This window comes from Agarivorans sp. Toyoura001 (assembly GCF_005405585.1).
Classification (GTDB): domain Bacteria; phylum Pseudomonadota; class Gammaproteobacteria; order Enterobacterales; family Celerinatantimonadaceae; genus Agarivorans.
Map to the genome: position 1 here is coordinate 48,639 of NZ_BJEQ01000006.1, position 12,412 is coordinate 61,050.

The window sequence follows — 12,412 nt, forward strand, 5'->3', positions numbered from 1 at the left end:
TTAACAAAGGCTAAATCGTTTTCTCTGTTGTATTTAAAACTACTGGCTTTTTGTTGGCCTTAAACAGTTTACAAATGAGCACAAAGAACAAGGGCGCGAAGTAGATAACCAACAGTGTTGCCGCCATAATGCCCCCCATTACCGAGGTACCAATAGCATTACGCGCATTTGCTCCAGCGCCAGTACTTATTACTAAGGGCAATACACCTAAACCAAATGCGAGTGAGGTCATGATGATAGGGCGCAAACGCATTTCACAGGCTTGCACGGTGGCATCTAACAAGTTCACGCCTTTGTCGTAGAGTTCTTTAGCAAACTCTACAATTAAAATGGCATTTTTAGCGGTGAGGCCAATGGTGGTTAACACGCCTACTTGGAAGTAAACGTCGTTCTCTAAGCCGCGCAGCATAATAGCTGCCAAAGCCCCCAGTAAGCCAAGCGGCACTACCAGAATAATAGCAATTGGAATGCTCCAGCTTTCGTATAACGCTGCCAAACAAAGGAATACCATTAAAATTGAGATGGCGTACAGAATAGGGGCTTGGTCACCCGCTTCAATTTCTTGATATGACATACCGGTCCAACTGACTTGTACGTCGTTAGATATTTCTGCTGCTAAACGATTAACTTCGTCCATTGCTTCGCCGGTGCTGTAGCCTTCAGCCGCTTCGCCAACAATTTCTACCGCTGGATTACCATTATAACGTTGCAGCTGCGGTGAACCTTTGCCCCAGTGTGATGTACTAAATGCAGAGATGGGCACCATTTCGTTTTGGTTATTACGAATAAACCATAAATCGAGATCTTCGGGCGTCATACGGTATTGTGCGTCTGCTTGAATATATACCTTTTTGGAGCGTCCTCGGTCGATAAAATCGTTAACGTAAGAGGAAGCCCAAGCAATAGATAAAGACTGGTTAATATCGTTAATTTCTAGGCCTAGTACTTTGGCTTTTTCGTAGTCTACGTCTAGGAACAGCTGTGCGTTATCTTCTAGGCCATTTGGTCGTGTGTTTTGCAGCACCGGGCTTTGTGCAATTGCGCCTAGTAATTGATTGCGCACCTCGATAAGTTTGTCGTGGCCTAACGCGCCTACGTCTTCTAAGTAAAAGTTAAAACCGGTAGCTGTGCCTAACTCTCTGATTGGCGGGCTACTAAAGGCAAATATTTGCGCGTTTTTGTAAGTAGAAAAATGGCTCATAGCTCGCCCAATAATGGCATCTACATCGGTGCCGGGTGCTGTTCGCTCAGACCAATCTTTCAAACCAATAAATGCCATACCCGCGTTTTGACCAGAACCAGAAAAGTTGAAACCGGACACTGTGAATATGTGATTAACCGTATCCGATTCATTTTGTTCAAAATAGTCTTTTACATCCAGCATCGCTTCTTGGGTTTTTTGTAAGGTTGTTCCGGTGGGCGTGGTTACCATTACCATAAAGTCGCCTTGGTCTTCGCTCGGCAAAAACGAACTTGGCAGCGAATGATATAGATACGCAGTACCGGCAAATAGCAGCAGATAAATGAATACAAAGCGAAGAGGGCGCTGCAATGTGTGTTTAACCGATCCTCGGTATGCCGAAGATACTTTGTTGAAGCCTTGGTTAAATAGCGCGAAAAACCTATTGCTCTCGGTTTTATCAACCGGCTTAAGTAAGGTTGCACAAAGCACAGGCGTGAGCACCAAGGCTACAACTACCGATAACACCATAGCCGATACAATGGTTAACGAGAACTGCTGGTAAATAACTCCGGTTGAGCCCGACATAAAGGCCATTGGAACAAACACCACCGACAAGACCATGGTGATGCCGATTAACGCACTGGTTATTTGCCCCATAGATTTTTTGGTAGCCTCTAGCGGCGACAACTTCTCGTCGTGCATTAGGCGTTCTACGTTTTCTACGACTACGATAGCGTCATCTACCAGCAAACCAATTGCCAGCACCATGCCAAACATGGTGAGTGTGTTAATAGAGAAACCTAATAACGACATCACAGCAAAGGTACCTAGCAATACTACGGGTACCGCAATGGTAGGAATTAAGGTTGCTCTAAAGTTTTGTAAAAACAGCAACATAACAAAGAACACGAGGGCTACTGCTTCGAATAGTGTTTTTACAACTTCGCTAATGGAAATACGAATAAATAGGTTGTTATCTGTTGATTTAACTAGCGCTAAACCTTCTGGAAAGCCCTTAGAAAGTTGCTGAAGTTTCTCGTCTACCGCGGTTTGCGTATCAAGCGAATTAGCACCCGTTGCTAGGGTAATTGCAATGCCCGATGCCTCTTGCCCCATGTAAGCAGGAATAGTTGAAGAGTTTTCGCTGGCTAACTCTACGCGCGCAATATCTTTAAGTTTGATCTGCGAACCGTCGCTATCAACCTTAATTAAGATATTTTCAAACTGGTCCACGCTAGTTAACAAGCTTTGCGCAGTGATACTGGCATTGATCAACTGAGAGACTAGAGCTGGTGTGCCACCCAGTTGCCCAACAGTTACTTGGCTGTTTTGCACGGATACAGCATTAGATACATCAACTGGGGTTAGGCTATAGCTATTAAGTTTGGCAGGATCTAACCAAATACGCATCGCATAAGATGGTCCAAAAACCGTTACGCTACCAACCCCATTAACCCGGCTAACAATGTCCTTAATATTGGAATTTGCATAATCTTGAATATCACCCGCGCTCATGCTGCCGTCGGGTGAGTAAAGGTTAGTGACCGACATAAAACCAGAGGTACTTTTTGTTACCGAGGTGCCTTGGTTTTGTACTGCACTTGGTAGGCGATTACTCACTTGTTGCAGGCTATTTTGAACCTGAACTTGAGCAATATCTGGATCGGTTTCAGCGCTAAAGGTTAGCGTAATACTTGCGCTACCCGAAGAATCACTTTTAGACGACATGTAGAGTAGGTTATCTAAGCCAGTCATGCCTTGTTCAATAACCTGAGTCACACTGTCTTCAATTGTTTTTGCTGATGCACCTGGGTAAGACGCTGAAATTGTTACCGCAGGCGGCGCAATAGTTGGGTACTGAGCGACGGGCAGGGTAAAGATAGCTGCAAGCCCGGCTAACATAGTAACGATTGCGATCACCCAAGCAAAAATTGGCCTATTAATAAAGAAATTGGATAAAGACATGATTTACCCCTGTACGTCTACGTGAGTGCTTAGCGAAGTGCTATCAACAACAACGTCGATGTTATTTCTCATGTTAAGTATGTTGTTAATTACCACTAAGTCGCCACTTGCCAAGCCTTGTTTAACCACCCAACCGTTACCCACTTCGTTGCCAAGTTCTACCGACTTCTTAACCGTTTTATTGTCTTGGCCCACCACAAATACCGAAGGCTCACCTGATTGGCTTCTTACTACCGCTGATTGAGGCACCACCAAGTAGTCACGCGCTTCGGGCATAGAAATATGAGCACGCACGTACATGCCAGCCAATAAAGTGTTGTTTGAATTTGGGATAATTGCGCGCAAAGTTACCGTGCCAGTTGAGCCAGAGACTTGCGTATCGGCAAACTCTAGGTGTCCTATTTGCTCGTAAGCGCTGCCATCTTCTAGCGTTATAGAAACGGGAATCTCTTCACGTTTGTCTTTAAAATCTGAGAAATCTTGTTTTAGTTTATGAATCGACAATGAAGATTGCTGCATATCTACATATACGTTTGAGGTTTGAATAACGGTAGTTAAGTAGGAAGATTGCTCGGCGGTTAACAAGGAGCCTTCTGATACTTGAGAGAGACCAACTTGACCAGAAATAGGCGCCTTAATTTGAGTGTAAGACAACTCAATGTTTGCGTAATCTAGCGCTGCTTGTCGGATAGCGACTTCTGCTTGTGCTTCTTTATAGGCAGCGTCTGCATCATCGTAAAGCTGTTGGCTAGTAAGCTTCTTCTTTAGTAATTCTTGATAGCGAATAGCTGTTTTTCTGGCAGTTTCTTCACTGGTTAGGGCTTTGGCTAACTGTGCTTGTGCGCTGTTAACGTTTGACTGATACACCGTTGGGTCAATTTGATAAAGCACATCACCGGTTTCTACTTGTGAACCCTCAACATATAAACGGCTTTTAAGAATACCTGTTACTTGTGGCCTTACTTCGGCCTGTTTAAAAGCAGTAATACGACCGGGTAGTTCGGTAGTTAAACGTAATGTAGTAGGGGTTAGTTTGAGTACATCAACATGTGCTGGACCAGCTTCTGGCCTTTGATTTGGAATGTTTTCTCCACAACCCAATATTGTGAAAGAGAGTAAAAAACACAAGGTAAGCCTTAGTGTATTGGTGACATGCATATTGATACCTTTAACTGGAATTATTTGACCGTAAGTGGATAGCAAACGGTGTTTAGTTATTTTCGTTGCGAAGAAGCCTTAGCTGAATTAACATTGTTGCACCTGCAACTATATTTCGAGACTCTATCATCAAATAAGTTGCAGATACAACAATAAATAAGAGGAGGGTATGGCGCGGTTCCTGTATTAAAGCTATTTTTTGGCTTTTAAACGCCCATACGCTGCTGATTTTTAACCAATTATGAGTCGCTCACCTATGACAACTTTGCCTAAAGAAAAAATTGAACACCAACCTATGTTTATTTGTGGAGCCGTTCACCGACTGTTTAGAAACCGGGCGACAACATTACTGTCGAAGCAGAAGCTGATGACGCTAGAGATGTCTAGAGCCTTAGTGGCCGTTCAAGAGAATCAGCCTTTAAGCCAACAACAACTAGCAGACATTGTTCAAAATGAAAGAAGCGCAACGAAGCGCATGGTGGACAATTTAGAAGAGCGCGGCTACTTAACAACGTCTAAATCTGCGACTAATAAAAAACTAAAAATGTTAAACCTGACTAAGCTAGGTGAAGACGAACTTAAGAAGGTGAAATCCACAATCACCGATATTGAGAAGGAAGTTTTTGAGTGCCTAAGCAAGGAAGAGTACGAAGAGTTTTTGAGATTAATCCGCATCATTGGTGCTTACAACTTAGGCTAAGGATGAGTTAAAGCAGTGTGATTTTAATGTAGGCGCGTTGGCTAGTGTTGCCAGAGTTAAAGAATCGCGTCACATCAGGCTCAATCAAAAAGTAAACCCATATGAGTATATAGAAATGGCTAAAATTGAATTTGTAAGTTTTAACCAGGTAGAACCAGCGGATCTTCTGCCTGTAGTTAATGAGCCAGCTTTGAGAACACACCTGGTAGATCATGAATATTTTGATTCAGCTAGTATCAAACAATGGATGATAGGTAAAGCTCAAACCGATTCGATAGCTGGTTGCCGTGTTCGAGTTGTTAATATAGAAGGAGTTGTCGCTGGCTGGTGTGGGATTCAACCAGACGATAACGGTTATGAAATAGCGATAGTGATTTCTAAAGAGTATTGGGGATTTGGCATATCAATATTCAATTCAATGATGGCTTGGGCTAAAGAGCTTGGGCATAAAGAAGTAGTGTTTCATTTACTAGAAACTCGACCGGAGTATAAGGCATTAAAAAGAAGGTCCATTCAAGTTCAGAGAACAGAACTTTTGGATCGAAGCTTTACCACATATTTTATATCGGTAGATAGATGGTGTGCAGAGTGACTAAGCCAAGAAGTAACAGTAAGCATTGAACTCTAAAACTCGCAAGAACCGCCAATCTCAATTTGAATGACGTTTACCAATACAAATTTAAAAAGGGTTCCTTTATATATTCAATTTAACATAATATACATTATGCGCCCTAAGCAGAGGAGAGTTTGTTTCTTTTACAACTGTTAGTGATTACAGGTGTAAAAACGCCTAAAAACCACTATTAGGCATAGCTTCTAATAAATGTGAGTTACTTCACAAATAAAAATGGAGTTTTAAAGATGTCGAATCGAAAACCACCGCAATATCGCTACCGTCCTGCACAACGGTTTAATATTTGGCGCGAACTGGTTGCCTGCGCACATAGCGATGATGTTAAAACGGTTGGTCGTCATTTGTTTGATACCTGCTTTGATAACCCTAAAGATGCTGCTGCGTATTTTGATGTGGATTTGGCGACTGTTTATCGTTGGCTTAAAAATGGTACTTGGCCGGCTATGGCATTACGCCTCATGTTAATTGAGTCTCGCGGTTGGCTGCCAACTACACCGCAATGGTCAGGCGTTCGGCTGATTCAAGTTGGCACAGTGCGAAATCAAAAAAGCTGGGGGCTGTCTATTAACGGATTTAACGAACCGTTCTTACCGCACGATGTGCAATGTATTTCGATTTACAAAGGAGCATTCAAACGTGAGCAGCTAGCCCTTGACCAAGAGCGCCTAGAAAAAGAAGCTACCGCCAACAGGCTTAAGCTCGTTAAATAGACCGTTTTTCTCATATGCCGATAAATACTATTATCGGCATTAAGGGTTAACTATAGATTTAAATGCCACAAACCACGAATACATCAACTTTATGTGTGGTAAATATCAGCGTTCCCTTTTGTCCCATGTTACGATTGTAATGTTCACTTACATATTAACGAGGATTTATCGATGGAACTGAAGTACCAAATAGGCGAAGAGCTTAGTGAAGTAAATATTTTTGTACCGGACGAACTGCGAGCAGCAGCATTTTGCAATTCGGCATACTCACAAATCGGGGCAGAAGAGATATCTATTGATTTCGTTAATATGGGCTCCATGTCTAATTCAGTGGTATCTAGAATTATCATGACTCCTTCCCATACTAAACGGTTGGTTGCCCTGCTAAACCAAAAAGTAAAAGAATATGAAGATACATTTGGCCCTGTTCCGGACTCTGTTGATCCTATAGCTAAGTAAACGGAGGCGAACATGAGTTCACAAGCTGGGCCTGAAAACCCTACCGCTTGGCTTCATTTACTTACAAATACTCCTGGTTTTCTTTGGGGGTTGATGTTGGGTACCTTTACCGGTTACTTGGGTAATTGGGCTTGGGAAAAATTCAAACCAAAGAAAAAACATGGGCACCTGCTTACTGAAGCTGATAACACTGGCACCACTTTTAGCGGCCGAATGACTGAGGAGAACCGAGAACAAGTAATCAAGACATTACGAGCAACCGTTCCTCCCTCGGGAACCGTGCCTCCTAAAGTTGTGGAAACCACTCGCTCGGGAACCAAAGCCCCAACACAGCGAGGACGTAGTTCATCCTGACTTCAAAAGCCCGCTAATGCGGGCTTTTTTACTTAAACAACTTAAACAACTTAAACGCTTTCTTGCGGCTTGTTTTCCGCTTGGTTGAGCGTTTCTTCTTGGTGGTTTTAGCCTTAGCTTTTGCTTTAACAATGCCACCGCCTTTTGCATATTTATAACCTGGCTTAAGTTTGCCTTTCTTTGCGCCGCTTTGGTACGTAGCTTCTTTCTTACTCGCCATGATAATTAGTCCTTTTTAGTGGCTAGCTCTTGCTGCCATTCAAGTTTGTTTAGACGTTTATCCATGCGGGATAACAAACGCCAATTTAAGATAAGTGACGCGGCCATTAGGACTTCAACCGGCGCAAAACCTATCTCGCCAAGTGTCTGAAACATGCCCTAGCCCTTTATCACTTTGCCAAGCACGATTAATGCAGTGACAATTACGATGGTTAAAATAATCAGTTGCTGCCCTACATCAATCTGCACCTTAAGCGGGGCATCTTGTGCGAACGCAATTTCGTTAGATGTGCCTAACATAAGCGCCCTAGCCTTTGCGCACTACGTCATACAGGCCAACACCAGCCACAACCACTGCGGGTAATGTATCCATGGCTTGCGTACCGGCTTGAATAAGTTCGGGATTAAGGCCAAAAACTGCTGCGGCCATGACTGCGAAGCCACGTAAGGTTGACCATTGTTGTAATCGTTTATTCATTGCTTATAGTCCTAAAAATTTGATTGCCAAGGTGGTTAGCAAGCCGCCAAACACCGCCAATATCAGTTGTAAAATCATGCTAAGTTGACTCCTTGTTGCGCCATGGCTAGCCCAAAGTAATCACCGCCAAGCTCAAAAATACTCATGGCGTGAAGCACTGGGGCTAACACTTCATCGGTAACCGTTGAACTGGCATTTAAGCCGGTTTTATCTGCTACATAGTCGATGTAATGCGTTGTTGGATTGTTGTCACTTTCGGGCGCCCAAACGGTCACCACATCAGCTAACGTAGTAATGCCGCGAATGCGGTAGGCACCTTTAACAATCACCGCCGCTGCTCGAAAGCCGTAAACAGGATTAATGAAGCTTTCAAACGCTCCGTCAAAACTCACCGTTTCGCCCTGCCAATCATTGCCTTTGCGAATGTTAAGCGGGTTATTGTTGCGAACGCCGCGTGGTAATTTGCTGTAGCCAGTTGCTGCAACCATCAGTAAAACTCCTGTAACGAGAACGAGGCGCATGGTTATTGCTCCAGCGTGTACCCTGCGAATTTAAATTCCGTATCGATGTGATAATCCATTTCGATTAGCACCGCTTGACCGGCTTTGCTCGCCAATGACGGCGCAGTAAGTTCAAAGCAAATGCCATTGCGATTAGCGTCCACAAAAATACGGGTAATGTCGGTACCATCGGTTTTTTTAACGCTGCCACCGCCGCCAACAACGGCCACTTCATTACCTGAGATTGATAAGTTAATGTCGTTGCCAATGATGTATTTAAACTCAACAATTACGTTGGGGTGCGTGGTTCTAAAGTAATTTGAACCGGTGATACCTAGCGGCTCTAACAAGCCCGAATCAATGGTTTGGGTTTCGATTTCACCGCCAGCACCAATAACGCCACTAATGCGCGCGCCACGAACCGAGCGCGTGTAAGCAGCAATCTTGCTAAAGTCCTGCACCGCATCGTAAGCCGGTGAATTTTCTACATCGCCAATGCTCAAAAACGGGTAACGAATATCTAGTTCATCGGTTGAATGGGTGCCGTGGGTTTCGCGCAGCAATTCAATACCAAAGCGCAACATGCCTTTATAGGGTTTAGTGTTATCAACGGGGTCAGCCACCACAAATGTTGCGCGCGCTTCGTTCCAATCAGCACCAGCTTGTTCATCACGCTCAAACACGCGATAGGCTTTGCGGGTGCTATCAAAGGTTTCTACATAAAGTCGATATTGCGCGCCGCCAACTGCCGCATTGCGTAAATCAATGCCTAAGCTCATAAGCTGGTTTACTTGGGTAAATTCGACCGGCACGTTTTGGCAAAACTGCCAGACTTTCACCGAATCAAATTCATCAACCAACATCTTAATTTGAGCCACGTCCTCCGCCACTTGGCGCACCAAAGCCGATTGTGACGGACTGGTCACGAAGAACTCCCAGCGGTCAAAGGTGGTCATAGAGGCAGGCATTGGGCTTTGCGTTGCAATCAAGTTATTGCCATTGCTGCCAAAAACCGGAAATACCATGGTGCGCGAGTCCGGTTCACGCTGCATAAAGCGAAACAGCGCATTACTCAGTAAGTTAATTGGCATACTGCCTAGCTTGCCAATGAGTGTGGCTAGGTATTCAATTTTGTTGCGCGGGTCGCCCGCCGGTAAGGTAATCATGGCTAGGCCACCTCAATAAAATAGAGTTTATCTGTGTCGGTACCGGTGAAATTAATCGCCGCTACTGTGTCCAGTTCGAGTGTTTCACCCGCATCAAGCGGCCAATCGCCTAACAAAATGGGCGCTGTATTTGTGGTGGCTGCTTTTAGCTTAATCACATCACGCGAGGCATTAGCAGCAATGCTCCCTGCCCCCGCGGTAATCTCAATCACGCCGGTGCTTAATGAATCGTTGGCCGCCGGTAAATTGGTGATTTCGACTTGCTGCAGTGCAGGAAAATTATCAATGGTGACGGCTGGTAATGTGGTGACTTCGACAGACCACGCGCCGCTTTGAGAACTGGCGTACACACTTGGAAAGTTGTCAACTGATACATTTAACAGTTGGCTGATGGTCACCGGCCATTCACCGCTTGGCGCAACGTTTTGAACGCTGGGGAAGTTGGTCACTTCCATTGTCCACGCGCCATTTTGTTTAACGCTTTGCACTGCTGGCAGGTTAATTACGGCCACTTCCCATGCGCCCGATTGAGCCACACTTTGTATAGATGGAAAGTTGTTAACGGCAACGCTTGGCATCTGGTCAATTTTCATCGACCAATCACCATGTTGCGCTACGTTCTGCACTTGTGGGAACGCGGGGAAGTTGGTCACTTCCATCAGTTGCCCGTCATTGGCTTGATGAATGAGCGCTTCACTGGTTTCCAAAACAATAGGATTTGGCTCAGTGCCGAGTGATTCCACGCGAACACTTTCAATGTGTTGGCCGGTCGGCATTTCTAAGACTTCGCGCAACCGCAATACTTGGCGAATGCGGTTGTTAACCAACAATTCAACCGGCGCATTGGCTTCACGTAAATACAGGTATTTACCGTCACCGGATTGTTGGGCTATTTGGCCTTTGTTTAAGGTCTGGTTAATAATCATCGGTTAACACTCCACGCCATTATGCCTAAGCCAATTAAGACGAATACAGCAAAGGCCAATAGCAAGGTTTTAGAGCTGGAAAGAAACTCAGATGCGCCACCGGTTTGTGCTGATGTTGCTAGCTTGGTGATTGCGCTAAGTTGCTCGGCGGTACTGGCCGCATGGCTACCTTGCACCGCAGACATAAATTGCATTGCATCATCTTGGTTTTGACTAAGTTGTTTTAAACTTTGCTCTTGGCTGTCGGCCACTGCATCAAGGGCGCTATCACCAAAATGAAAGGCGTTAACTAATGCGTTTTCTTGGGTTTCAGTGGCTTCGATTAAGGCTTGTTTACCAAAATCTAAGGCTGATTCACCAAAGCCAAGGGCGTTTTCTTGTGAATCGAGAACGCTGTCCATGGCAACGCGGCTATTTTGTAGCGAGTCTGAGGCAATGGTTTCGACCACTTTCAACGAGTCTTTGCCAAAGTCGAGCGCTTCACCGGAGACAAAACTCATTTCATCAACGGCGTTATTGGCAACATCTAAACTGCTGTCTACTACGTCACCGGCAAAGTCATAGCTTTCGTCCATGGCATATTCCACGGCATCTAAGCTTCTATCAATTGCGCCGTGGTCAGTCATGGTCACGGAATTACCGTCACCGCTAAGCATTACGCCATTGTTATCACCACTGACCGCGAGGTTTGTGGTTTCGGTGGATTGGCTGGAACTGTTTGAACTTTTGGAACTTCCGCCGCCCATACTATTCGCCCCTTAAATCTAATGTGTAAATGCGCTCTTGCTCTTTGAAAGCAAAACCGCTTTTGTGTAAAAACCGCAACATGCCGAGGCGCTTGCTGTGTACGCGAATACTTTCACAATCGGTATCTTTGGCCGCATTGTGTAGCGCTTGCATACACTGGCCGGCATCAATGCCCGCTAAGGAAACAACGACTAATTGCTTACCGGCGGGCAGTATTTCTACGCGGGTAATCACGGCGACTTCGCCATACCACCAACATTGCGATTGCTTGTTTATGACGCTTTCACGAATGGCGGCGTAATCGCTGCCAAGTGCAGGCTCTATGACCTGATGAAAACCGCCGTCCCACACCGCAGGCACTAGCCGAGTAATAGCCATAACACCGCCAAAACAACCACCACAAGTAAGGCGTTTTGATAGAGGCCAGATTTACCGGCTCCCATATCAATACCGCCGGTATATAAACCGCCGTTGGTTTGGTCACCGTTGGTCGCATCCGAGCCGCCACCTTGAAAGCCCATTTGACCGCTGTTAGTTAAACTGTCTATTCCAATCATGGTTAGCCCTTAAGTTTGATAACAACGACCACGGCTAACACCGCAATCAATACCAAGTGAAACGGAAAACTGCCGCCACCACCCATGTTGATACCGCCGGTTTTTAATCCGCCGTTGGTTTGGTCACCATTGGTTGAACTGGCTTTACCACCGGCAAAACTCATGGTGCCGCTGTTAGCCAACATGCCTAAACCAATCACAAGTAACCCCACTTACGCAGCATCACGAACACGATTAAGCAAATCACCAAAATAACGGCGATATCTACCATCGCTTTGCGCGCATTGTCTAAGGCATCACCGGCAAACAAGCCGGTCAGTAAACCGACCGCACTTGAACCGGCAATAACCACTAAAGGAATGAGCGGTAATGGCATCTAAAACACCTTAATCAATACCATCAAGATAATGAGCGCGAACAAGGCCAACGCTCCCCACATGACATATTGATTGTTAAACGGATTCGTATTGCTAGCCGGTAACGGTGTGCCGTTGGTTTCTTGTGCGGGAGCTGCGCTTTGGCGGTGGTCTTGCAGATTACCTGCACCGCCCAAAACACCACCGGCCACATTGACCGCTGTGTTGAGTACATCCCAAAAACCCGCCTCGCCGCTGTCCTCAGCGGCGGGGTCAATTAACGCTTGATACATAATTAAC

At 45.2% G+C, this 12,412-nt stretch carries 20 protein-coding genes; 5 read left to right on the plus strand and 15 right to left on the minus strand.

Annotated elements, in window-relative coordinates:
• Positions 1 to 10: 10 nt before the first annotated feature.
• Both FFR00_RS09510 and FFR00_RS09515 read right to left on the minus strand, forming a co-directional pair.
• Positions 11 to 3,148 (minus strand): efflux RND transporter permease subunit, encoded by a 3,138-nt coding sequence (locus FFR00_RS09510; protein WP_137673162.1) that lies wholly within the window; start codon positions 3,146 to 3,148, stop codon positions 11 to 13.
• A gap of 3 nt (positions 3,149 to 3,151) precedes the next feature.
• A complete protein-coding gene (locus FFR00_RS09515; protein WP_137673163.1) occupies positions 3,152 to 4,306 on the minus strand; it encodes an efflux RND transporter periplasmic adaptor subunit in 1,155 nt (384 codons plus the stop codon).
• Between the two features lie 256 nt (positions 4,307 to 4,562).
• Here FFR00_RS09515 and FFR00_RS09520 point away from each other — a divergent pair, with 256 nt between their 5' ends.
• From FFR00_RS09520 to FFR00_RS09540, 5 genes are all read left to right on the plus strand, one after another.
• Positions 4,563 to 5,006, plus strand: coding sequence for a MarR family winged helix-turn-helix transcriptional regulator (locus FFR00_RS09520; RefSeq protein WP_137673164.1), 444 nt, complete (start codon positions 4,563 to 4,565; stop codon positions 5,004 to 5,006).
• Between the two features lie 115 nt (positions 5,007 to 5,121).
• Positions 5,122 to 5,598, plus strand: coding sequence for a GNAT family N-acetyltransferase (locus FFR00_RS09525; protein WP_137673165.1), 477 nt, complete (start codon positions 5,122 to 5,124; stop codon positions 5,596 to 5,598).
• A 269-nt stretch (positions 5,599 to 5,867) separates the two neighbouring features.
• The gene (locus FFR00_RS09530; RefSeq protein ID WP_137673166.1) at positions 5,868 to 6,350 is read left to right on the plus strand and encodes a hypothetical protein; all 483 of its coding nucleotides are present in this window, start codon (positions 5,868 to 5,870) and stop codon (positions 6,348 to 6,350) included.
• Between the two features lie 171 nt (positions 6,351 to 6,521).
• A complete protein-coding gene (locus tag FFR00_RS09535) occupies positions 6,522 to 6,809 on the plus strand; it encodes a DUF3467 domain-containing protein (RefSeq protein WP_137673167.1) in 288 nt (95 codons plus the stop codon).
• A 12-nt stretch (positions 6,810 to 6,821) separates the two neighbouring features.
• Entirely contained in the window at positions 6,822 to 7,163 is a 342-nt protein-coding gene (locus FFR00_RS09540; RefSeq protein WP_137673168.1) for a hypothetical protein, read from the plus strand.
• Positions 7,164 to 7,191: 28 nt separating this feature from the next.
• Here FFR00_RS09540 and FFR00_RS09545 read toward each other — a convergent pair whose 3' ends face one another.
• The 13 genes from FFR00_RS09545 to FFR00_RS09590 all read right to left on the minus strand — a co-directional run bounded on the left by FFR00_RS09545 (position 7,192) and on the right by FFR00_RS09590 (position 12,405).
• Entirely contained in the window at positions 7,192 to 7,383 is a 192-nt protein-coding gene (locus FFR00_RS09545; RefSeq protein WP_137673169.1) for a hypothetical protein, read from the minus strand.
• A 5-nt stretch (positions 7,384 to 7,388) separates the two neighbouring features.
• Complete coding sequence (locus FFR00_RS21630; RefSeq protein ID WP_154675872.1) at positions 7,389 to 7,538, minus strand: hypothetical protein; 150 nt, start codon at positions 7,536 to 7,538, stop codon at positions 7,389 to 7,391.
• A gap of 3 nt (positions 7,539 to 7,541) precedes the next feature.
• On the minus strand, positions 7,542 to 7,682 hold the full coding sequence (locus FFR00_RS21635) for a hypothetical protein (RefSeq protein WP_154675873.1): 141 nt from the start codon (positions 7,680 to 7,682) through the stop codon (positions 7,542 to 7,544).
• A 7-nt stretch (positions 7,683 to 7,689) separates the two neighbouring features.
• Complete coding sequence (locus FFR00_RS21640; RefSeq protein WP_154675874.1) at positions 7,690 to 7,860, minus strand: hypothetical protein; 171 nt, start codon at positions 7,858 to 7,860, stop codon at positions 7,690 to 7,692.
• Between the two features lie 74 nt (positions 7,861 to 7,934).
• Positions 7,935 to 8,348, minus strand: a complete 414-nt coding sequence (locus tag FFR00_RS09550; protein ID WP_137673170.1) for a hypothetical protein — start codon at positions 8,346 to 8,348, stop codon at positions 7,935 to 7,937.
• 35 nt (positions 8,349 to 8,383) lie between these two features.
• A complete protein-coding gene (locus FFR00_RS09555) occupies positions 8,384 to 9,526 on the minus strand; it encodes a hypothetical protein (protein ID WP_137673171.1) in 1,143 nt (380 codons plus the stop codon).
• Between the two features lie 2 nt (positions 9,527 to 9,528).
• Complete coding sequence (locus FFR00_RS09560; RefSeq protein ID WP_137673172.1) at positions 9,529 to 10,452, minus strand: hypothetical protein; 924 nt, start codon at positions 10,450 to 10,452, stop codon at positions 9,529 to 9,531.
• Positions 10,449 to 11,198, minus strand: a complete 750-nt coding sequence (locus FFR00_RS09565; RefSeq protein ID WP_137673173.1) for a hypothetical protein — start codon at positions 11,196 to 11,198, stop codon at positions 10,449 to 10,451. Before FFR00_RS09565 ends, FFR00_RS09560 begins: the two co-directional genes overlap by 4 nt.
• Position 11,199: 1 nt before the next feature.
• Entirely contained in the window at positions 11,200 to 11,577 is a 378-nt protein-coding gene (locus FFR00_RS09570; RefSeq protein ID WP_137673174.1) for a hypothetical protein, read from the minus strand.
• The gene (locus FFR00_RS09575; protein WP_137673175.1) at positions 11,559 to 11,756 is read right to left on the minus strand and encodes a hypothetical protein; all 198 of its coding nucleotides are present in this window, start codon (positions 11,754 to 11,756) and stop codon (positions 11,559 to 11,561) included. The genes FFR00_RS09570 and FFR00_RS09575 overlap by 19 nt, the downstream gene beginning before the upstream one ends.
• Before the next feature lie 2 nt (positions 11,757 to 11,758).
• Positions 11,759 to 11,968 (minus strand): hypothetical protein, encoded by a 210-nt coding sequence (locus FFR00_RS09580; protein ID WP_137673176.1) that lies wholly within the window; start codon positions 11,966 to 11,968, stop codon positions 11,759 to 11,761.
• Positions 11,953 to 12,132 (minus strand): hypothetical protein, encoded by a 180-nt coding sequence (locus tag FFR00_RS09585; protein WP_137673177.1) that lies wholly within the window; start codon positions 12,130 to 12,132, stop codon positions 11,953 to 11,955. The genes FFR00_RS09580 and FFR00_RS09585 overlap by 16 nt, the downstream gene beginning before the upstream one ends.
• A complete protein-coding gene (locus tag FFR00_RS09590; protein ID WP_137673178.1) occupies positions 12,133 to 12,405 on the minus strand; it encodes a hypothetical protein in 273 nt (90 codons plus the stop codon). It abuts the gene before it with no gap.
• Between the last annotated feature and the right edge of the window lie 7 nt (positions 12,406 to 12,412).

Coding starts and splice junctions, on each gene's coding strand:
- FFR00_RS09570 (WP_137673174.1), bottom strand. CDS start 11,577: ATGGCTATTACTCGGCTAGTGCCTGCGGTGTGGGACGGCGGTTTTCAT.
- FFR00_RS09520 (WP_137673164.1), top strand. CDS start 4,563: ATGACAACTTTGCCTAAAGAAAAAATTGAACACCAACCTATGTTTATT.
- FFR00_RS09530 (WP_137673166.1), top strand. CDS start 5,868: ATGTCGAATCGAAAACCACCGCAATATCGCTACCGTCCTGCACAACGG.
- FFR00_RS09575 (WP_137673175.1), bottom strand. CDS start 11,756: ATGATTGGAATAGACAGTTTAACTAACAGCGGTCAAATGGGCTTTCAA.
- FFR00_RS09555 (WP_137673171.1), bottom strand. CDS start 9,526: ATGATTACCTTACCGGCGGGCGACCCGCGCAACAAAATTGAATACCTA.
- FFR00_RS09590 (WP_137673178.1), bottom strand. CDS start 12,405: ATGTATCAAGCGTTAATTGACCCCGCCGCTGAGGACAGCGGCGAGGCG.
- FFR00_RS09525 (WP_137673165.1), top strand. CDS start 5,122: ATGGCTAAAATTGAATTTGTAAGTTTTAACCAGGTAGAACCAGCGGAT.
- FFR00_RS21630 (WP_154675872.1), bottom strand. CDS start 7,538: ATGTTTCAGACACTTGGCGAGATAGGTTTTGCGCCGGTTGAAGTCCTA.
- FFR00_RS21640 (WP_154675874.1), bottom strand. CDS start 7,860: ATGAATAAACGATTACAACAATGGTCAACCTTACGTGGCTTCGCAGTC.
- FFR00_RS09560 (WP_137673172.1), bottom strand. CDS start 10,452: ATGATTATTAACCAGACCTTAAACAAAGGCCAAATAGCCCAACAATCC.
- FFR00_RS09515 (WP_137673163.1), bottom strand. CDS start 4,306: ATGCATGTCACCAATACACTAAGGCTTACCTTGTGTTTTTTACTCTCT.
- FFR00_RS09545 (WP_137673169.1), bottom strand. CDS start 7,383: ATGGCGAGTAAGAAAGAAGCTACGTACCAAAGCGGCGCAAAGAAAGGC.
- FFR00_RS09540 (WP_137673168.1), top strand. CDS start 6,822: ATGAGTTCACAAGCTGGGCCTGAAAACCCTACCGCTTGGCTTCATTTA.
- FFR00_RS09565 (WP_137673173.1), bottom strand. CDS start 11,198: ATGGGCGGCGGAAGTTCCAAAAGTTCAAACAGTTCCAGCCAATCCACC.
- FFR00_RS09585 (WP_137673177.1), bottom strand. CDS start 12,132: ATGCCATTACCGCTCATTCCTTTAGTGGTTATTGCCGGTTCAAGTGCG.
- FFR00_RS21635 (WP_154675873.1), bottom strand. CDS start 7,682: ATGTTAGGCACATCTAACGAAATTGCGTTCGCACAAGATGCCCCGCTT.
- FFR00_RS09550 (WP_137673170.1), bottom strand. CDS start 8,348: ATGGTTGCAGCAACTGGCTACAGCAAATTACCACGCGGCGTTCGCAAC.
- FFR00_RS09510 (WP_137673162.1), bottom strand. CDS start 3,148: ATGTCTTTATCCAATTTCTTTATTAATAGGCCAATTTTTGCTTGGGTG.
- FFR00_RS09535 (WP_137673167.1), top strand. CDS start 6,522: ATGGAACTGAAGTACCAAATAGGCGAAGAGCTTAGTGAAGTAAATATT.